The sequence below is a fragment of the Cyclobacterium sp. SOCE241 genome (assembly GCF_056867545.1).
This window is the reverse complement of the sequence record NZ_CP149779.1, coordinates 5728612-5749077: the sequence shown is the minus strand read 5'-3', so window position 1 is coordinate 5749077 and position 20466 is coordinate 5728612. Positions and strand designations below refer to the sequence as shown.

Here is a 20466-nt window from a genome sequence, read left to right as displayed (position 1 = left end):
TTAAGGTTTTAATTCATGAACGATGGATTCATTGTCAATGGCTTCAAATCTGGATTTATGACTCAAGAATTCAGGAACCATTTTCTTCATTTGGCCCACCAAAGTCATTTCACCTTCGTTACCTTTCATTTCCATCAATAAGGAAATATCCAGATTAACCTCATCGAAAACGCCCGGTCTTACTTGAGCAATTTTAATTTTCGGGTGATGCGTTTCCAGAGATTTTTCTTGGTCATTAAGCACTTCTTCATATAATTTCTCTCCCGGTCTCAAACCAGTAATACGGATCATGATGTCTACATCAGGTTTTTTACCACTCAGGTGAATCATTTTTCTGGCCAAATCAATGATTTTAACCGGCTCTCCCATATCGAATACAAATATTTCACCCCCATTACCCATTACTCCGGCTTCCAAAACAAGGTCACAGGCCTCAGGAATGGTCATGAAATAACGTGTAACTTTGGCATCTGTAACTGTAAGTGGACCACCTTTTTTATTTGTTCTTTAAACAATGGAATAACGGAACCGTTGGAGCCCAATACATTACCAAATCTTGTGGTAATGAATCGTGTACCACCATTACCCGTTTCTCTAAGCTTTTTGTCAAGGCTTTGAATGTACATCTCCGCAATTCGCTTACTAGCTCCCATCACATTGGTGGGGTTCACTGCTTTATCCGTACTTACCAAAACAAATTTCTCTACCCCATACCTCACGGCCAAGTCTGCAACCGTCTTGGTTCCAAGTACATTACACCTTACTGCCTGAATAGGATACCTCTCCATCATTGGCACATGCTTGTAAGCCGCTGCATGAAAGATAACCTCAGGTCTATAGGTCTTCATTATATGCTCAAGATTTTCTTCATCCGTCACATCCGCCAATACGGTCTGTAAGCCCAAATCTTGAAACTCACTCTCTAACCTTATTTCGTGCTCATGTAAGGGAGATTCTGCTTTATCCAACATGATCAAAAACCCTGGATTAGCCCTTGCTACCTGCTTACAAATCTCACTTCCTATAGAGCCTGCTGCTCCGGTCACCAAAATGGTTTTTCCACTAAGGTAACTTGCTACATTTTTATTTTTTAGCATGATAGCATCCCTGCTCAGTAAATCTTCAATATTTACTTCTCTCAAGCTACCTGTCTTGGTGCTCCCATCTACCCATTCATTTACAGGAGTAATGGTAAGCGCGTGAATATTTAGTGTAATACACCTGTCAATGATTTCTCTTTTTCTAGCCGGAGAAAGGTCCATCACCGAAATAATCAGTTCCTTAACTCCTTTTTCTTTCACCAGGCTATCCAACATATCTAAGCCACCGTGAACCCTAATTCCTTCAACCTTTTTCTTTTGTTTTTTAGGGTCATCATCTAAAAATCCGTGAACATTAAACTTGTAATGGGTGTTTTTCAAGATCGCTTTATGAATAAGGATACCTGCTTCACCTGCACCAAAAATTAATACATCCTTTTCCGGTAAGTTGGATTCAACCTTGTATTTGATAAGGCTAAAAATTTCCTTTACAAATAACCGGTAAACCATTAAAAAGGACAAGGTCAATACTGATGTGATAACCAATACAGACAAAGGAAGGAAATGCTTGCCCGGAACAAGAAAAACACTGTAGCCAAAATCTACCAAATAGGCAACAACTGCAGTTATGATTGTCGTTCTCATTAACAACAACCCATCACTGAGGGAGGTATGCCTTACAATCCCAACATAACTTTTTGTGAAAAACATAACCATTGCTCCTATCATTAAATAGGTTGCTGCGGATCCTATTACAGGATAATCAGCCAATGATGCCCAGTCAAAATTGGCTCGAAGCCAAAAGGCCAGAATAACACACTGAAACATGATAAAACCATCCAGAAATGCGATAATCCATCTGGGTAAAATGTTGATTTTTTTGCTTAAGTTGATCATAAAAAAACGTTGGTTAAATGACCCGACTTACCGGTCAAAACTATAATTATTTTAAATCGATTGGTTAAAAAACTTTTTAACGCCACTTTGAAACACCTTACAATTGCTGTTTCAAAATTTTGGTTGTCTTGGGTAGGTATAGGTTCGATTAATTTAAATAATCGAAATGGTTATAGATTTATATTAATAATTATGGATTATATCCTTGGTTTTGCTGTTTAATATCCTATCGTAATAAAGGAAATTCTGGGTTGGGCAATCTAGAGTTGTTTGAAAAATAGTCTCCATTTTATAATTCTCTTTAAAAATAATACCGTACAAAACTTGGTTAACGATTACTTGTTTTATAAAGTACTCAAATATACTAAAATTACTTAAAAAGTGCTACAGCCGGTTAAAATTGCCCCTCAACAATTATTTATTTTTTGAATAAGGCTAAAACAAAATATTCGCTTCTACTTCCATTTATTCATTTCACATATTATTAATTGCATTTCTCATTAGAACACCCCATTTAATTTTTTTTATTTTTTTAAAAAATTATGGATAAAAGGAGTAAAAAAGACCCACTAAACACTTATTTCCTGAAAATTAAAAGAATAATTAACCATCTATTAAGTGATTTTTGTAACAATCATAAAATAACCTCTATAAAGTGGTTAAAATTTCACCCTAATATTCGCCTGTTTCTCATGGTGATTATTTGCGCAAAACTATACCGGAGATACCGGATAAAATAATCATTTCTTAACATGCCCCAATGAAAGAGAAGGAAGGGATCCAAGGAGTTTGATTTAAATACATAGTTAATATTAACAAAGATAAACCTCAGGTTCAAACTTAAGCAATCCTAATAGTAAAAAACGCCAACACCATTCAACCCGAAATATACAATAGACATTCTATTACATAAACCGGGTTCAATGCAACTTTGTAAGCAACTTAAAAATAATAAAGGGCCTTAGGCCCAATCTATCAGCCTGTTTTATCCAGGCCTTCATAAATGGAATTTTTACTTTTAAATTCCGGTATGATCTCCTTCATTTTCTTTACCACGGCTTCATTGTCATGGTGCTTGTTGACCACCAATAATTCAGTAATGCTTGCATTGGCCTCCGCGTAGGGGTACTGTAACACCTTGGCAATGCTTATTTTGTGATGATGGGTAGGTAGGGTTAACTCCGCTGAAGAGAGTAATTCCTCATAGAGCTTTTCTCCCGAACGCAACCCGGAAAAAACGATATCAATGTCTTTTCCCTCTTCCAAGCCGGCTAGTTGGATCATTTTCTTTGCAAGGTCCACTATTTTAATTGGCTTACCCATATCAAAAACATAAATTTCTCCTCCCTTGCCCATAGTTCCTGCTTCCAATACCAGCTGGACAGCTTCTGGAATGGTCATAAAATAACGGGTAATATCCGGGTGGGTTACAGTAATTGGTCCGCCTTTTTTAATCTGTGAGCGAAACCTTGGGATTACAGATCCATTGGATCCCAAAACATTGCCAAACCTGGTTGTGATAAACTTTGTATTACAGGTCTCGATTCCATTTAAAGATTGGGTATAGATTTCCGCCAACCTTTTTGAAGCCCCCATCACATTGGTAGGGTTTACAGCCTTATCTGTAGATACCATAACAAACTTATCCACTTTAAAAAATATTGCAAGGTCAGCAATATTTCTTGTTCCACCCACATTCACAGAAATGGCTTCAAATGGGTTGTTTTCAATCATCGGCACATGCTTATAAGCTGCCGCATGATAAACGATCTGAGGTCTACATACATTGAACAACTTATGCATCCGCTCGTAATTACTTACATCAGCCAAAACAACCTCCATTTTGGCATCGGGAAATTCATCCTCCATGGCCAATTGCACATCATGCAAAGGAGATTCGGCATGGTCACATAAAATCAACAAGGAAGGTTTATAGGTAAGCACCTGTCGAACAATTTCTGATCCAATAGAGCCTGCAGCTCCTGTAACCAAAACCTTTTTTCCTTCGAGGTCGCTTTTTACTTTCCGCTGATCAATTACAATGGGTTTACGTTGAAGCAGATCTTCAATGCGCAGTTTTTTAATCTGCTTGCTGGACAACTCCCCTGAAAGCCAATTTTTTGCTGCAGGTATGGTCAACACCTTAATGCCCAACCGAATACATCTTTCGATAACTACTCGCTTTTCCCTTTGATTTAAATTTTCATTGGTAATCAACAATTCTTTGATGTCCTTTTGTTTCTTCAACTTAGGAAGGTCTTTCATGTGGTAAACCTTCTTTTGCTCTAAGTAATTGTTTAGCATGGTTCTGTCAGAACTCAAAAAACCTTCCACAACATAGTTAAGGTCCGGGTCATTACTTAGCGCTTGTTTGACCAATACCGCATTTTGGTCGGCACCAAAGATCAATACCTTATGAACAGCTTTATTTGAGAATTTATTTGCCAAACTGAGGTAAGTTGATTTCGCCAATAACCTAAATGCAATAAGTAATGTGGAAGTAATAAAATAATTTACCAACATCACCAACATTAAAAAGCTATAGTTCAAAGCGATCCACCTATGGCCAAGCCCAAAGAAAAATAGGATAAAAAGCAAAGAAAAAATAATGGTTGCCAAAAATATTCGGAACAAATCTGCAATATTGGAATACCTTAAAAGCCCGGTATGCAGTTTTGAAAAATAAATTACCGGTAAGGCTATTAAACAAATGCAGGCCGTTACGATAAGATATTGGACAAAATCAATCTGGTCAAATCCAAATCCCCCAATAATTAGGTAGGCCAAAGAGAAAGAAATGAATACGATTAAGATGTCTACCGACAAAATCACCAAAGGGTGAATATGACGGTCATCCTCTAAAAATTTCCTAAGTGGATTAAATCTTGATTCCAACACTTTTTAAAGTTTATTTAAGGTTTATTAAAGTACAGTAGCAATAAATATTCCGAACGCCTAGAAAACAACAATAAAATGATTATCTCCGGAAAACTTCGATAAATAAACGCTAAGGAGCCTCCTACTTGTAACAAATTCCGTGTGAGACTTTACCATTTGGTAAAGAACATCCAGTTTTAGCACCTATTTAAATTCCCTGTTACTAATATAATGTAGCTATTGCTTGTTAAGATCATGCCATTACCTGTAGGTAGCCACAGCAATCCTCAAACAAAATCAAGACAATAACAAAGTGGACCAATAAGGACTAGAATTTAGAATCTTTTAATAATGCAAATGCCCCATTCACGCCCTTAGTTTGCTGCTTGTTTTTATCCTACGGGGTTCAACGTAGGATAAAAACACTATTTTTTTAAGCTGTTACTCTTTTAACTTTCATATACAAAGATAAGGTTTTTCTGGAAAGAGTTTCTTTATTTATAAACAGTAAATTTTATTAATCACGGAAAAATCAAAACATGAGCCACTTATAGGGGCTAAGCTTTTTCTTTAATTTTGATGTAAAAATTAGTTTACAGAAACTTAACCGTAACCTTTTTGAACAGCTCCATCAGGAAGATTTCTGCTAATCACCGCTCCGGCAGCTATCGTACACCATTTCCCAACTTTCACACCGGGAAGGATCGTGCTATTTGCCCCTACAATGGTGCCTTCTCCGATTAGAGCTCCCCCACATAGGGTCGCCTGTGGGGCAATATGAACAAAGTCTCCAACCTCGCAATCATGATCTACAGAAGCACCGGTATTCACAATCACTTGCTTGCCAATATGGCTATTTACCTTCACTATGGCTCCTTCCATAACAACTGTCCCTTCTGCAATGGAAGTATACCGGCTAATTAAGGCAGATTCATGGACAATGGTACCAAAGTTGGTTCTGGGACTGAATTTCTCAAACAAAAATTTTCTTCCTTCATTATTGCCTATCGCAATAAACAACGGCGCATCAAATACGAAATTATCCGGAACAGGTCCGCTTACAGGAAAGCCTAGAATTTCTTCAATTTTGGAATTGTCATCAAATATTCCAGAGATTTTAACTTTAGGGTCCAATATATCAATAATGGCTCTAGCATGCCCTGAAGCTCCAAATATATACATGTCGATTTTTATAATAGGGTTATAATTATGATCCGGTAAATTTTTTCATGCTTACGTCGCTTTGAAAATCTATATTTTCACGAAAGAGCAAAGGCTTTAGGGTCAAGAACATAATTTTTAAGTCCAGCAAAAAATGCTGATTCCTAACATACCAAACATCATATTTGAATTTGGTCGGCCAATCAATACTATTCCTTCCTCTAACCTGTGCCAAGCCGGTAATTCCGGGCAAAACATCATGTCTTTTACTTTGCTCCTCAGAGTACAAGGGCAAGTATTCCGGAAGTAAAGGCCTGGGACCTACCAGACTCATCTCTCCTTTAAGCACATTGATCAATTGCGGCAATTCATCAAGCGAAGTATTTCTAAGTGCTCTCCCAATTGGGGTTAATCGCAACTCATCGGGCAAAGGTAATCCATCTTTACCAAATTGGTCTGCCATGGTTTTAAATTTGAACAATTTAAATGGTTTCCCCTTTTTCCCTGATCGTGGTTGGATGAATAAAATATTGCCTTGATATTCCCAAAGGAGTAATAGAGCGATAACCAGCATAACCGGTAAAAAATACAAGCAAAACAAAAGAAACGAAAAGATCAAAAATTCGCTTGCTCATTATAGTGTATTTAAACAGATTTCTCAGCGTTCCAGGCCACCTCCTTGTGCAACCTGAAAACAACATGTATCACCCTGTTCAATTGTTCATTGGATAAACCGGAACCACTTGGCAAGCAAATTCCATCGATAAACAATTTTTCTGCAGTTTCACTTCCAAAAAAGAGGCGCTCCTGTACATGGGTTGCAAATGCATCGGTTTCCACAAAAACCTAGACTCAATCCCTTCGGATAAAAGCAATTCCCTCAAATCACTTGCCTGAAAACCTGTCATGGAAGGATCAAGTACCATGGTGGTCAACCATCTATTGGAAAAATAACCTTGTGGTTCATTTAAAAATGAAATGCCGGGAAGTATTTCTAAATGCTTTTTGTAGTAATCGTAAATACCTCTTCTTCGCTCAATTCTTTCATCCAAAACTGCCAATTGGGCCAAACCAATACCGGCAGAGAGGTTATTCATTTTATAATTGAATCCCATTTCCATATGTTCGAAATAGGGAAAATCCAATTTAGCTTGGGTAGAAAGGTAACGGGCATTTTTATCCCAGAATCTATTATTTGTCAAAAGTGCTCCCCTCCCCTGTTGAGATAATTTTATTTCCATTGAAGGAGTAAATAGCCAAATCTCCAAAAGTACCTGTAAATCGGTCTCCTATTTTGGAGCCTACTGATTCAGCGGCATCCTCTAATACAGGAATGTCATATTTCCGAGAAATTCGAGATATTTCTGGCCAATTGGCCGGCATGCCAAAAAGATTTACTACGATAATGGCTTTGGGTTTTTTGCCTTTGGCCAGCCTGTTTTTTATGGCATGCTCAAGACTTAGGGGACACATGTTCCAAGTATCCTTTTCACTGTCTACAAAGATGGGAGTTCCCCCAAATACAAAATTGGATTGGTGGTGGCAATATAAGTGAAGGATTGGCAAATCACCTCATCTCCGGTCCCTACCCTCAGCAGGTGTAAGGAAAGATGGATAGCAGAGGTCCCGGAATTAAGGGCTACTGCATAGGGTGAATTGAATCTATTTTCTAGCTGTTCCTCGAATTGCCTTATAAAAACCCCATTCGTTGCAATATCTTCCTGAGCTATCGCCTCATTCACAAACTCAATTTCTTCACCGGTAAATTGAGGAGATGACAAATAAATTTTACCTGTTTTGTTGGTCATTTGATACTGTTTGCTAACTGGAATAAAGCAACGGTTTTATACAAATCTAAGCGATTAACCATCAATACCAAAAGGAATTTTAACAGCCTAAAAAAATATTATGCCTAAAAAACAGGGTAAAATTGTAAATACATTTTTACATATTGAAGCGACATTTTTTCCAATTTAAAAGAAAAATGGTATTAAATTTTTTAAAATATAAATTTTACGATGTTTTCAAATTATTTTCTACTGGTTGTGCAAATCTCCTTAAAACGAAGTAAAGAGGGACCAAAATAACTACAAAAAGCAATCCGGCAAGCCAGTGAATTTCTGACAATCCTATCCCATAAATCCAAAGCATATTGATTAGCAGTTGCACGACTGCATAGGCAAAAGAAATGGACAAATGAGAAAAACCTTTTTCGTTGGCCAAGTACTGATACAGGTGAGTACGGTGTGGATTGAAAATATTTTCTTTCTTGGACAACCTTATAAAAATGGTCATACAAGCATCTATTCCGTATAGACTGAAGAAGAACAGGTAAAACGGATTTTGGGTAATAAATATGACCTTAATCATAAGATAACCCAACACCATGGCCATGCTGATACTACCTACATCACCCGCAAAGGTTTTGGCCTTTTTCCGGACATTAAACCAAGCAAAAACCAAAGCCGAAATGCCTACAAGGGCAACCAATTCTTGATCCCCTTCTAGCTCGGGAAGCTGATAAAAAGTGAATAAAGCCACCAAGGCATACAATACAGTAATTCCATTAATCCCATCCATAAAATTGAATAAGTTGGTCCAACCTATCAATAGAAAAAACAGAACGGGAATCCATAAACCCAAGGAGGTTCCTTGACTGATGTCATAAATCAAGAGTCCCGTAGCCAATAAATGCACAGAAATTCGAGGCAATTGATGCAATGGGCGAATATCGTCCACCATACTTACTGCTCCTACAAGAACAATTCCCAAAGCCAAAGGCCAGCTTGCCACACCCATGATCCAAGCAAGCAATACTGCCAAAACAAAATCACTCCCCTCCTCTAATGGTAGGTTTTGTATGAGAAGAGCGTTCATTGGGTTTATCTATAATGCTAAACTTCTTAGCAATAATAAAGTACAACAGTTGGGCAACTAAAAGCAATAGAAAAACGATGAAATAGTACATAAAAATTTGGTTTTAGAAGAACAAATATAAGGAATCTTTAAAAAAATTAGGTCAAATTTGTTCGCTAAGATAAGCCCACTGAGCAAAAAAAGCCCCGACCTTTTCTTAGAAATTGCCGGGGCTTCAATTAAATGGTAATAATTTTTTTGTAAATATTAGGCGTTAAGACCTTTAAACATCAAATCAATGCTAGTGGAAAATAAAACCCTTAAAATGGTATTTATGTTTAGGATTAAAGTTAGATAAAAGCCTTAAAAGTTTTTTCAAACCGTCTTTAGCACTGATAGGCATAGGCTCTCCTATACTGCTGACAATCTTCTGATTGGATACTTTATAGGATTCTGTCAGTTTTTTCAGCCGTTCGGAAGTTAGGGGTAAACGCAGCTTGTCCCCTACCTTTGCACAAGCAGAAATTAAGGTAGCCGGTATGGCCCAAAGCCTTGCTTTTTTCCCTAAAGAATCTGCCATTAATCCAATCAAATCATTGGTTGAAAAGGTACCTTTATCTGCCACTTGATAAACACCGGAAAGAATGTCTCGGCTTATTAATTTTTCAATTACCCAGCACAGGTTTTCTACTGACAAGAAAGACCGTTGATTTTCAAAAGCCGCCAGAGGAAAAGGTAGCCCTTTTTTGGCAAAGGCAAAAAGTAAATTAAGGTTACCTTTATTTCCCGGGCCATGAATCATGCAAGGGCGGAGAATGTAAACATGCTTGTCTTTGGGAAGATTTGCTAAAATATATTCTTCGGCTTGAAGCTTTGATTTTCCATAGGCTGTAATGGGCTTACAGGGACTATCTTCAGTTAGCCACCCATCAACTTCATCCGCACAAGCCTTGACTGAACTGATAAAAACAAAATTCTTGGCGTAGGGATCTGACAAAAATTTATCATATAATTTTTTAGTCAAACCATAATTAACATCGTAATAAGCCTGATCATCGCTTGTATTTTTCAGGTCATGGGCCTTACCGGCCAAGTGTACATAATGAGCTGCTGAAAACGAATTTTCAGCGAAAAACTGATCATAAGTCAATGTCTTTTCCTTTCCTTTAACAGCATTACTTCTTGAAAGAGAAACAATGTCCTCCTTCCCTTTGGCTTTTAAATAATCACAAAGGTTTTGACCAACGAAACCGGTAGCACCGGTAATTAGAATAGAAGAAGTTTGGTTCATGATAATTAGAAAAGGATTTACCTAGAGATTCCGGTTGATTGATTGTTAAGCTGTCTCAATCCAAACCATCGATAATTCAGATAGCTTACTTAAATATAAATTCAAAAGGTTTAAAGAGGTATTTGGAATATATCATGGCCGGATTGGTGTACACTTGGTTTTCTTTGCACCCACGAGCAATTTCTTTATTCAAGGTAACCAGGCTTTGGAAGCCCTGTGTACTCAGTCCACCCATACGCATTTTAGTAGTGACAATGGGTAAGTATTTCCAATTTATTTTTCCTTTAAGTAAAAACCGAATAAGTAGTTCATAATCAGCGGCAATTTTATAATCGGTTTTATAAGGTCCAAGTTTATCGAAAAATTCTTTTCTAACAAAAAATGAAGGATGAGGAGGCATATAGCCCCAAGCAAACTTGGATGGTTTCCATTTTTTGGCAGAATACCTACGGATTATTTTATTTTCATCTTCATCATCCACAAAGACAATATCACCTATCACCGCATCGGGTGAAGAGGATGCATTAAAGGCAGCTGCAATTTCGGCAAGAACTTTGGTATCAAAAAGAAATCATCGGAATTGAGAATGCCGATCACATCTCCTGTGGCCATGTTAATCCCTTTATTCATGGCATCATACATGCCTTTATCAGGTTCAGAAACCCAGTTACTAATGGTGGACTCATTCCGCCTTATGATATCAACAGTATTGTCTTTGGAGGATCCGTCTACCACAATATATTCAATATCAGGGTATTCTTGTTTGGCTACAGAGCTAATGGTATCCTGTAAAGTTTGAGCAGAATTATAAGTAACGGTAATTAAGCTGATTTTTAAAGTCATTGGCAATACTTACGTTATATATAGTTATTTAACTTATAAGCAATCACTCCTACCCATTCTTTAAATAGTAAACTCCAATAATAAAGAACCTCAGGGTGTGATGTTAATTTTTTACCTGCCTTTTAAGTTCTTTAATTTTAGTTTGTATTTGAAAAAAATATTGTTTTTTGTATTGCGCTAAATAATAACCTTCAAGACCATCTAAAAAACCCAGTTTAAAAATATAAGCACCTAAAAAGTAGATATAAGGTAATAACCCTGTCTCCAAAAGATTATATTTAATTTTTTGTCTCCGAGTAAGATTCGTAAAATTATTTTTTAATTGAAGGTAACGCTTTGCTTCCCATGAAGAATAAAGGTTATGCCTCTCAATATATTTTTCTAGTCCTTTATAATCGTTGTGAATTAAAGGTGAACTAACTGAACCAATCTTCCCACTTAATACCGGATGTTCATGTACCTCCATGTCTAAATGAGACCATGAATCTTCAGAAATTCGTTCATATTCACCCGAATCTTTTTTAAACATAGCCAATTTTTTCATTTTATCACCATACACTAATTTTTTTCCCATAAAATAATTTTGGTAATGAATCCAAAGTCCACTGTAACTATGATTTTTTATTTTCAAAGACACTTCTTTTACAAATTCAGGTGTTATTTGTTCATCAGCATCCAAAAATAGCACCCATTCATTACGTAAGGTAAGGTTTCGCAAGGCCCAGTTTCTTTTTTAGGAAATTGCCCATTCCAATTAAAGTTAACTAGCTTATAACCAAATTCTTCAACAATTTTTGGTGTACGGTCTGTACTATTGGAATCCAACACAATCACTTCTTCAAAATCAGATAAAAGCTTTAGACAATGTGGTAGATTTTTTTCTTCGTTCTTAACAGAAACTATAATTGTAATAGGAAGCATATCTAATTTTTCTAATCTTTTATTATTCTATTTTTAATAAATTTTGCGGGATTCCCTCCAACCACAGTCCACGGTTCAACATTTTTATAAACAGAAGCGGTTGCACCTACTACAGCTCCTTCTCCTATTGTAACCCCCATACCGACATAAGCTCCAGCACCAACCCAAGCCTGATCCTCAATAATAATTGGTGCTGTTATTAACGGATAATCATTTTTAGAGATATCATGTGAAGCTGCGCACAAATAGGATTTTTGAGAAACTATACTATTTTCACCTAAGTAAATTTTGGCAACATTATAACAATCAACTTCTGGAGACAAACAAGAATATGCAGCCATTTCCAAATTCCACGGCATATAAATTCGAACTGAGGAGTAAATATTAGCAGTTTTATGAATTTTAGCTCCAAATAATCTCAATAGAAATTGTTTCCAATTTTTTGCCATACTCCTAGGAAATGGGCGAACAAAAATTGCCCATACTACTACCCAAATAAGCCGAATAATTTGTTTTTTTCGACCAATAGTATTTTGATATTGTGATAAGTCAACTTTATTCATAAACAAAATCAGGTTTATTTTTCTTGATCAAAACCCAATCATAAAGAGAAACCATTTGTTTGGCCACAGAAGGAATTGTATACTTATTCTCTACTAAACTTCGTCCATTTTTTCCAAAAGTCCTCAATTCGTCTTCACTAAGCTTCATGGCATTATTCATCGCTTCTAAAAGTGGAGTAGAACCAATATCTACCCACCATCCTGCATTATAAGTATTTAGGTCCTCCCAAGGAGCTCCTTTAGTAGTAATAACAGGTACACCACAAGCCAAGGCTTCGGCTATAACCACCCCAAAATTTTCACTAAAGGTAGGTAAAACGAATAAGCTAGCTTTCAAATAACAATTGATTTTATCCTCCCCAAACTTAGGCCCCAAAATTTCAATTTCGGATTCCAATTGATTTGAAGAAATAATTTGATTTAAAGACTGAATATAAGATTCTTGCCCATTACCTACTATATCCATTCTCCATTCACCACGTACAGAAGGAGATAACTGAAGCCATGCTTCGATAAGCATTTCTATTCCTTTTTTAGGATGGATTCTAGATAGAAATAACAATGTCTTTCTATCTTTAGAAGATGAATGACCATTATTTTTAGTTGGAAATTCTGATATATCAATTCCATTAGGAATAACTGCTATAGGGTTTTTAAAGCCAAGATTCTGAATGTTTACAGCTTCCATATCAGCGGTGGCATGTATACACGAGGCTTGATTCAAATCATGTTTCTGAAAAAGAAACATTGCTAACTTCTTTTTGAATTTACCGACATTTAAAGCCCACGGTTCCAACATCCCACGAGGGGTGATAATATAAGGAATCTTAGCGCTTTTGGCTAGTCTAGCCATAAAATGAACAGGCATTTGCCATACCCCATGACCATGGAGTATATCAAACTTTCTTTCAATTAATAATTTCTTTAACTCTTTTTTAAAGGACTTTTCTTTTACAAAATGAAGAATCAGCTTAGGATGAGGACTTTCATTAAAATACGGATTTTCGGAAGTTTGGGTGAACACCGTAATTTCATGTTCAAGCTTTGCCTGTTGATAAGCAAGATCAGAAACACTTTTTGAAGGCCCTCCACTAGAAAGATCAAGTGAAGGAACAATATGTAGAATTTTCATAGTATCATTAAAAGCAGGATAGTTTCAATACAATTAAGAATTGAATAAATAATAAATAAAAGAAATAATTTAAGATACTTTAAAATTAAAGAAAGATAGAAGATCTTTGGTCACACACCTAGCTTTTCTTTCAATAAAGAAAAAATATTATTATAAAAAGCTTTACGACCATACAAATTTAGAAACACCTCTTTGAATTCTTTGTAATTCAAATTATATTTAACAGCACCTACTCCCCCAATGCGATAATAAACAATTGGTATATTAAAGCGTAAAGGAATAAAATTTTCCATTCTAGTTATTTCTACCAAATGTTTCCATTCAGCTTTAAGTTTGAGTTTACTATCATACGGATGAATAATACTTTTATGGTAAAATATCGCTTGATGACAAACCCCCATACCTAACATAATTGACTTATCATCAATAAGTTCAACAGATTGGTGATACTTTATGGTACCATTTGAAAAAAGCACATTAATATCTCCATAAACAATTGTGGCATCTATAGGAGAATTAAATAGATTAGATAAAACATCAATACTAACATAATTATCACCTGCATTTAAAAAATTCAACCAATCACCAGTGGCTACTTTGATCCCTTTATTCATCGCATCATACAACCCATTATCAGGTTCGCTAATCCAATAAGAAATATGACTATCATATTTTTTAATTATATCTAGGGTACCATCAGTTGATCCTCCATCTATTATAATATGTTCTATATTATCGTACTTTTGACCAATAACACTTAATATAGTCTCTTCCAAAACATCTTCAGCATTGAATGTCACAGTAATTATACTTATCAAAGGCTTATTCATATTCTAAAGAATTAACTCAAAATTTAATAAATTTATTTATCATAAAGAATGGAAATTAAATAACAACAATAAAAAAAGTAAAATTCAATTAAATTAAAAAAAAATATAGGAACTCTTTAAAAAATTCATCAACCTTCATAAAAAGATGAGCTTTTTCTTTTATATAATTTATTTCATAATCCCACCAATTGATTTCAAGAAGATTATTTATTTGAGATTCAGAAAACCTATACCTAATAATTTTAGCAGGAATTCCTCCTACTATCGCATAATCTGGAACATCTTTAGTTACAACACTACCTGCAGCAATAATAGCGCCATTTCCTATATTTACGCCATCAACAATAGTTGCTCCGTCACCTATCCAAACGTCATTTTTAACCACAACTGTTTTATGTTCACTTACAGCATTGCTTTCATAAAATCTATAAACACTTGAGGCCTTATTAGAATAAAAACCAGGATAGGTAGAAATAAAATCAGTAGGATGAATACCTAAGCCAATTTTAACATTTGGAGCGATAGAGCAATATTTACCAATACTACAATTCATTACTTTACTATTGGCTCCAATATAAGTAAATTCTTTAATTGTAGAATTACTTATTTGAGTATTGTTAAATATTTTAACATAATTACTAATATTACACTTACTTATAATTACTTTTCCATGTGTTTTTACATGAGAATATTTAATTAATGTTTTAATTGGGGATAGCATACTTTTAATTATAAAAATAAAATAATTAAAAATATTTTTAATTATAAGAATCATAAAATATAAATAGTAGTCAAATAATTACCAATAGGTAGCGCCATCTAATTTTGAAGCAGATTTGGGCGTATCTGAAGCAAGGGGTTTAGTCCAGCTTTCATTGTATAAACTTAGATAAGAATCACTTTCAAGTTCCGGAATACCATATAACTTGAGATAATCAGGATTATCCCAGCGTTTACCTTTTATTCCAAAAAGTAACTGCAAACCACCACCTATATGAATAGACTTTTTACCCAATCTTTTTATATAGGCAGCTAATGGCAAACCATATGCACCACAGCCTAAAATACAAATATCAAAATCGATTTCAGAAATTTGTTTTTCCATAATTTCTAGGGCTTCAAACCAATCTTTATAGGGAGACTTAATCCCTGCAGCTGATTGAATTGCTTTTAAAGTAATTAATTCAAAATCCGGCAAAATATCGGGGTTATCGAATAATTTATTTCTTTTTGAATATTGAGAAATAATGGTATCCTCAAAAGGGTGTACGACCAATACTTTCTTACCCTTCAATGCTTTAGTCCAAGGGTTTTTAACAAAAAAAGGATATAAAGTTTCCAAATGAACATTCTCAATATTTGATCTTAAAGGCATAAATTTTTCATAATATTGCCATGAACCTAAAACATCAATTAATGGAATATCATTTAAATAACGTTCAGAAAACCGTATCATTGTTTTTTCAGTAGGAGGAAAAACACCTGAATAAACATCTAGATATTTAAAATTATTTCTTTCCCACCAAGGCAAATGCGTTTTATCAGAAACATATCGAATTAATTTACTTAAATTGCTTCCTTTTTCCTGAATGCAAAGATAATTATTAATAGTAATTAATTCAGTACTACCAAATCTAGCAATCATACAAGGTCCATCTTTTGTTAATAGATCAAAAATTTTATCATTAGCAGATTGTCTATTTAAATCACAAACAGGATTTGAAAATTTTGGTTTTGTTACAACCTGAAAAGCCTTTCTAAGACTTTTCATAAAAACATCTTTAAACTTCATTATTAAAATTATTTATCCAAAACTTAAATTTTATACTTAGACCTTAAAAAACTTAATATTACAGATCTTTTAAGCATATTTTCAAACATAATTTTCATATCAACATCAGAAAATTTTCTGATTTCTTTATTTAAACAAATACCTATAGCAAAAAAATAAAAATAGAATCGATAGAAAAATTAGGTCGATCTTCAATAAAGGAAAAAAGACCTTTATAGGCAACCCAAAGCCCAAGCATAACGCAAAACCAATTATTAGATTTATAAATACCGAAATAAGAACCTTTTACAAAAAGAAGAAAATAAATTAAACCACCCAAAACACCACCCCATTGAATATAATTTAACATCCCAGATTCAGTACCACGCCTACCTTCATTATAAATCTCACTAAAATCTTGGGATTTAGAATCTAACAAATATGTATCTGTTTTACCAGAAGCTCCTAATCCAAATAAAATAACATTATCTTTTTTTAATTGAGTAAAAACATCAGTATAAATACCTGTCCTTGAATCAACTAAAATTTCTTCCATATTTTCATCATTTGACAAGTACTCACCAATAAGAAAAATATTAAATATACCAAAAACTCCAAGTATTAATAAAACAACAGGAGTAATTAATAAAACCCCTCTAATCAGCTTAATAAAAGGATGTGTTAAATGAGAATTTTTAAAATAATAAGTAATAACAATTAATAATGCTACAATAATATTTAAAACATTTGACCTACTTTCAAGATCACTAAATAAAGAAAGAAAAGCCAAAGCAAGAATAAACAAACCAAATTTTTTACTTAAAAAAGGAATCATTAATATTAAAATATAAACTGGCGACACAGCTTTTGGAAATCCAAATTGATATTTAAAAGGTAAAAAATATATTATTATACCAATTATTAAACCAAAAGATAAAAACGCACTAAAAATACTAATTATAGAATTTTTATTAAATGCTAGAAATAAAGTAAAATGAACAAATAGATGAATCGGGATATCAACTACAAGAAAAACAATCCAATCTTGCTCTGTAGTCGCATTAAGAAACCCTCTTAATAAAACAACAATATTATATAACAAAAATAGGTTAATATATATTCCAGAATCAAAATTAGTGAGAAATTTCTTTTTGAATGTAAAAACAAAAGAAAAATTAAGGGATAAGAACAAATTAAAGATATTAACGCACTTTTACCTGGGAAAATAGTAATATAAAGAGCTGGGATCAAGGATAATATTACTGTAAAAATAGAAAATTTATTAAAATTAAACAAAGAATTATTACTTATCATCATATTTTAACAAAAGTATAGAACATAATAAATAATGCTATAAGTTACAGAAACTAATAAATAATATTTTTTTTGCTTTGAATTCTATTAAATAATAAATTTCTTATTGAATGAATAAATTTAATACTATATTTTAAAGACACGGTCAAATATTTGTTCTTAAGAAAGAAATTTAGATTAAAATGTTCACCACAATTATCTTTCAATTTTTTTATTATATTATAACTATTTGATTCATAAGGAATGTATGGAGAGAAAAAAGAACGGACAATAACCTGATTATCAAGGAGTCTGATAGAATCTATAATACTATTATAAAATTCATAATCTATTTCTTGCAATAATCTATTCCGTAATTCATTATATCTAATATAGTATAAAGGATGTCTTATAGTAATTTTCATGGCTGAATTAAAATTATCATCAGTATAGTTATAAACTATTTCCTCAACATTTTTTATCTTATGAACTCTTTTACATAATTCTAGATTCATTAAAACATCTTCACCCACCTTAATAGAACTATCAAAGGAAAATGTAGATTCTTTAAACAATTCTCGTTTATAAACAGAAGCATACAAAACACCGAAAGTTTTACCAAAAATTAAATTTTCCAAATAATCGTTTTTTAAAAGAACACCAGAAGGTTTATTTTTCCATAATTTACCACTTGGCAAACTTTTAAAAGAACCATTGACAATATCAAAATCACCTTCAATTGCGTTATTCATTAAAACATGAAGGCTTTCGCAACAAAATGAGTCATCTGCATCTAGAAAAGAAATATAGTTCCCTTTACAATTTAACCATCCCAATTTTCTTGCTGAGGTAACACCTTTGTTTTCTTGAGTGTATACCTTAATTCTAGGATCTAAACTCTTTAGGTCCAATAAGGTATCTAAAGATCCATCATTACTTCCGTCATTTACAAAAATCAATTCAAAATTCCTATACGATTGAGACAAAACACTATTAAGTGCTTTGTCTAAATAGGAATTTGCATTGTAGACAGGCACAATAATGCTTAAAAGTTCATTTTGATTCATAGCTTATTTATCTACTTAAATAAGTTTACTTTCAAAAAATTTAAAGATTTATCCCTTTCCTTTTTTAAGATACTATTTACTTCATTATAATCGATAGATTTATCGAGAATGCCGTTTTGAATTTGTTCTAAACTAGTAACCAGCCTATCCTCCAAACCAAACATTTTAAGAATAGAATTAAATCGACTCATGCCACGCTGAACATTACCCAAAGCTATAAATTGTTTATTGAACAAAATTGAAAAAGCTGTACCATGAAAGGAATCAGTTACAACATATTTTGCTTTGTAAAAACCTTCCAACCAATTGGATACAGGGGGATAAACACACTTTTCAATATTTCCAACATTCTCTTTAGTGAAAGGTAAAGGCATTATTTCAAAAAATTTAATTTTGAGCTTTTTTCTAATTTCAGCAACCATAGCTCCTTTTAATAAGCTAGGATCTAAAACATAAAACATAACAAAATCAGTTTGCTCAATTTTATTTTCAGATTCATCAATTATTCTCTTGTATACTTCGCGTCCAAGCAATAATGTAGGATCCAAAACTTTTTCGGCAGTTACTCCTAAATTATCCTTACATAACTCAACAGCTGCATCCTCTCTGACAGATATTGCATCAAACTTTTTTGCTAAATCTTTACATTTTTGAGTTTGACTTATAGTATATTCCCATTCATCCACTCCAAAAGAAGCAGCATATGAAAGCTTTCTTACATTATTTCTACTTTTTAAAAAGTCTAAATAGTAAGTAAATATATTTGGCGAATACTTTGGACGCCACACCTGATCACTACCAACAATATATGCTTCAAAATTATGCTTTTTAAAGACTTAATATCGTGTCGCTGTATTTTCTCAGTTACTGAAATATAATTTTCTATAAAATTATCACTATGTTTCGCAATTATTTTTCTTTGATTTTCGCTGGGTCTAAATGGAACAACATTAATATTTTTTGAAAAAAATGTACTTTTTAATGCTATTTTTAATAAGACCTTTTAATTTAGTTTTAAAAGTAACATTCATTTGAATGTTTAATGTCTTAGGACTAGCTCCAAATTCCTTTATTAGAACTTGTTGAAGTGCATACGCTTGAAGCAAACCTCCATAATTAGTATGCAAAGGTTGAGTAAGAATCCCTACTTTCATATTTCCCTAAAGATTATTCTTATTTATTAATAATTTTCTTAAGCTTACTTATTCCTCCTTTACCTAAAATTTGAGAGGCAACTTTAACAGCCTTTCCTTTAACATTTTCTTCTACATTCAAAATAGTTTCAAGGGCCTTACTTTCATCCTCATCATTGGTAAAAACCTCAAAAAGCATTGGTTTGCTTGTTAATTCCGGTGATAAAAAATTTTCATATACATCTTCAAATTCATCTTTGTTAGATGCAGATATATAATCAAATCCTAAGGATTCTGCGTAGTTTTTAACCAAAACAGAAGACTTATTGCCATAATGCCCTGCAGCCGCAATAAAATCATCAGCCTTTTTTCCAAAACTAAAAGCGTGGTGCCTATATTGTCTAAATTCGGTGCCTACACCGTTATTAATCATTAAAATTCTTATATTACTCCCTACATGCCGATTACCTAGAACATTCATATCATAAAAAAATGCTAAATCACCAGTTACGCAAAAATAAAGTTTTTCTTTGTTAACAAATGAGGCTCCAATTAATGTAGATAGGCAACCATCTATACCAAAACCACCAACATTAGACATAGAAGATACAGATTTAGGTAGTTCAAATAAATTCCAAGCACGTAAACTATTAAGTATAGCAAAATGTATAACTGAGTTTTCAGGGATACGGTGTGCCATTTTTGATGCTAACCAAACGTTAGAAAAAGTAACTTCGGGAAGTTTTTTTCTCAGATTATCCAAATTTCGTTTACATTCGGCCAAAAATGTA

19 protein-coding genes and 2 pseudogenes are annotated in these 20466 nt (G+C 33.5%); all 21 read right to left on the bottom strand.

The genetic code is table 11. The features are described 5' to 3' along the window. Window positions 1-1685 (bottom strand): annotated as a pseudogene (locus tag WG932_RS29225) (polysaccharide biosynthesis protein). A 1227-nt stretch (window positions 1686-2912) separates the two neighbouring features. Further along, on the bottom strand, window positions 2913-4835 hold the full coding sequence (locus tag WG932_RS29220; protein WP_483086245.1) for a polysaccharide biosynthesis protein: 1923 nt from the start codon (window positions 4833-4835) through the stop codon (window positions 2913-2915). A gap of 582 nt (window positions 4836-5417) precedes the next feature. Next, on the bottom strand, window positions 5418-5996 hold the full coding sequence (locus tag WG932_RS29215) for an acetyltransferase (protein ID WP_149394898.1): 579 nt from the start codon (window positions 5994-5996) through the stop codon (window positions 5418-5420). Window positions 5997-6021: 25 nt separating this feature from the next. Then, entirely contained in the window at window positions 6022-6549 is a 528-nt protein-coding gene (locus tag WG932_RS29210; RefSeq protein ID WP_483086244.1) for a sugar transferase, read from the bottom strand. A 139-nt stretch (window positions 6550-6688) separates the two neighbouring features. Continuing rightward, on the bottom strand, window positions 6689-7177 hold the full coding sequence (locus WG932_RS29205) for a DegT/DnrJ/EryC1/StrS family aminotransferase (RefSeq protein WP_483086243.1): 489 nt from the start codon (window positions 7175-7177) through the stop codon (window positions 6689-6691). Then, window positions 7167-7783 (bottom strand): annotated as a pseudogene (locus tag WG932_RS29200) (DegT/DnrJ/EryC1/StrS family aminotransferase). The gene WG932_RS29205 and the pseudogene WG932_RS29200 overlap by 11 nt, the downstream one beginning before the upstream one ends. Before the next feature lie 205 nt (window positions 7784-7988). Then, window positions 7989-8852, bottom strand: a complete 864-nt coding sequence (locus WG932_RS29195; protein ID WP_483086242.1) for an MraY family glycosyltransferase — start codon at window positions 8850-8852, stop codon at window positions 7989-7991. A gap of 280 nt (window positions 8853-9132) precedes the next feature. Continuing rightward, window positions 9133-10122: an NAD-dependent epimerase/dehydratase family protein gene (locus WG932_RS29190; RefSeq protein WP_483086241.1), complete on the bottom strand. Its 990-nt coding sequence runs from the start codon at window positions 10120-10122 to the stop codon at window positions 9133-9135. A gap of 85 nt (window positions 10123-10207) precedes the next feature. Further along, a complete protein-coding gene (locus WG932_RS29185; RefSeq protein ID WP_483086240.1) occupies window positions 10208-10624 on the bottom strand; it encodes a glycosyltransferase family protein in 417 nt (138 codons plus the stop codon). Continuing rightward, window positions 10621-10965 carry a glycosyltransferase gene (locus WG932_RS29180; protein ID WP_483086239.1) on the bottom strand — a complete coding sequence of 115 codons (345 nt, stop codon included), beginning with the start codon at window positions 10963-10965 and terminating at the stop codon, window positions 10621-10623. Before WG932_RS29180 ends, WG932_RS29185 begins: the two co-directional genes overlap by 4 nt. Before the next feature lie 103 nt (window positions 10966-11068). Continuing rightward, window positions 11069-11644, bottom strand: a complete 576-nt coding sequence (locus WG932_RS29175) for a glycosyltransferase family protein (RefSeq protein WP_483086238.1) — start codon at window positions 11642-11644, stop codon at window positions 11069-11071. Next, entirely contained in the window at window positions 11623-11886 is a 264-nt protein-coding gene (locus tag WG932_RS29170; protein WP_483086237.1) for a glycosyltransferase, read from the bottom strand. The genes WG932_RS29175 and WG932_RS29170 overlap by 22 nt, the downstream gene beginning before the upstream one ends. Before the next feature lie 11 nt (window positions 11887-11897). After that, entirely contained in the window at window positions 11898-12449 is a 552-nt protein-coding gene (locus WG932_RS29165; RefSeq protein WP_483086236.1) for a DapH/DapD/GlmU-related protein, read from the bottom strand. Continuing rightward, window positions 12442-13581, bottom strand: a complete 1140-nt coding sequence (locus tag WG932_RS29160; RefSeq protein WP_483086235.1) for a glycosyltransferase — start codon at window positions 13579-13581, stop codon at window positions 12442-12444. The genes WG932_RS29165 and WG932_RS29160 overlap by 8 nt, the downstream gene beginning before the upstream one ends. A 110-nt stretch (window positions 13582-13691) precedes the next feature. Continuing rightward, window positions 13692-14411, bottom strand: a complete 720-nt coding sequence (locus WG932_RS29155; protein WP_483086234.1) for a glycosyltransferase family 2 protein — start codon at window positions 14409-14411, stop codon at window positions 13692-13694. 88 nt (window positions 14412-14499) lie between these two features. Next, window positions 14500-15132, bottom strand: a complete 633-nt coding sequence (locus WG932_RS29150) for a CatB-related O-acetyltransferase (RefSeq protein ID WP_483086233.1) — start codon at window positions 15130-15132, stop codon at window positions 14500-14502. A 78-nt stretch (window positions 15133-15210) separates the two neighbouring features. Then, a complete protein-coding gene (locus WG932_RS29145) occupies window positions 15211-16182 on the bottom strand; it encodes a hypothetical protein (protein ID WP_483086232.1) in 972 nt (323 codons plus the stop codon). A gap of 163 nt (window positions 16183-16345) precedes the next feature. After that, complete coding sequence (locus WG932_RS29140; protein WP_483086231.1) at window positions 16346-17284, bottom strand: hypothetical protein; 939 nt, start codon at window positions 17282-17284, stop codon at window positions 16346-16348. Between the two features lie 265 nt (window positions 17285-17549). Next, window positions 17550-18542, bottom strand: coding sequence for a glycosyltransferase family 2 protein (locus WG932_RS29135; RefSeq protein WP_483086230.1), 993 nt, complete (start codon window positions 18540-18542; stop codon window positions 17550-17552). A gap of 11 nt (window positions 18543-18553) precedes the next feature. Further along, window positions 18554-19348, bottom strand: coding sequence for a polysaccharide pyruvyl transferase family protein (locus tag WG932_RS29130; protein WP_483088744.1), 795 nt, complete (start codon window positions 19346-19348; stop codon window positions 18554-18556). A 367-nt stretch (window positions 19349-19715) separates the two neighbouring features. Further along, window positions 19716-20438 carry a thiamine pyrophosphate-dependent enzyme gene (locus tag WG932_RS29125; protein WP_483086229.1) on the bottom strand — a complete coding sequence of 241 codons (723 nt, stop codon included), beginning with the start codon at window positions 20436-20438 and terminating at the stop codon, window positions 19716-19718. Window positions 20439-20466 lie beyond the last annotated feature (28 nt).

What these genes read in the sequence shown, in the direction of transcription:
- WG932_RS29215 (WP_149394898.1), bottom strand. Translation starts at nt 5,996, where the DNA reads ATGTATATATTTGGAGCTTCAGGGCATGCTAGAGCCATTATTGATATA.
- WG932_RS29210 (WP_483086244.1), bottom strand. Translation starts at nt 6,549, where the DNA reads ATGCTGGTTATCGCTCTATTACTCCTTTGGGAATATCAAGGCAATATT.
- WG932_RS29195 (WP_483086242.1), bottom strand. Translation starts at nt 8,852, where the DNA reads ATGAACGCTCTTCTCATACAAAACCTACCATTAGAGGAGGGGAGTGAT.
- WG932_RS29190 (WP_483086241.1), bottom strand. Translation starts at nt 10,122, where the DNA reads ATGAACCAAACTTCTTCTATTCTAATTACCGGTGCTACCGGTTTCGTT.
- WG932_RS29180 (WP_483086239.1), bottom strand. Translation starts at nt 10,965, where the DNA reads ATGACTTTAAAAATCAGCTTAATTACCGTTACTTATAATTCTGCTCAA.
- WG932_RS29170 (WP_483086237.1), bottom strand. Translation starts at nt 11,886, where the DNA reads ATGCTTCCTATTACAATTATAGTTTCTGTTAAGAACGAAGAAAAAAAT.
- WG932_RS29165 (WP_483086236.1), bottom strand. Translation starts at nt 12,449, where the DNA reads ATGAATAAAGTTGACTTATCACAATATCAAAATACTATTGGTCGAAAA.
- WG932_RS29160 (WP_483086235.1), bottom strand. Translation starts at nt 13,581, where the DNA reads ATGAAAATTCTACATATTGTTCCTTCACTTGATCTTTCTAGTGGAGGG.
- WG932_RS29155 (WP_483086234.1), bottom strand. Translation starts at nt 14,411, where the DNA reads ATGAATAAGCCTTTGATAAGTATAATTACTGTGACATTCAATGCTGAA.
- WG932_RS29150 (WP_483086233.1), bottom strand. Translation starts at nt 15,132, where the DNA reads ATGCTATCCCCAATTAAAACATTAATTAAATATTCTCATGTAAAAACA.
- WG932_RS29145 (WP_483086232.1), bottom strand. Translation starts at nt 16,182, where the DNA reads ATGAAAAGTCTTAGAAAGGCTTTTCAGGTTGTAACAAAACCAAAATTT.
- WG932_RS29135 (WP_483086230.1), bottom strand. Translation starts at nt 18,542, where the DNA reads ATGAATCAAAATGAACTTTTAAGCATTATTGTGCCTGTCTACAATGCA.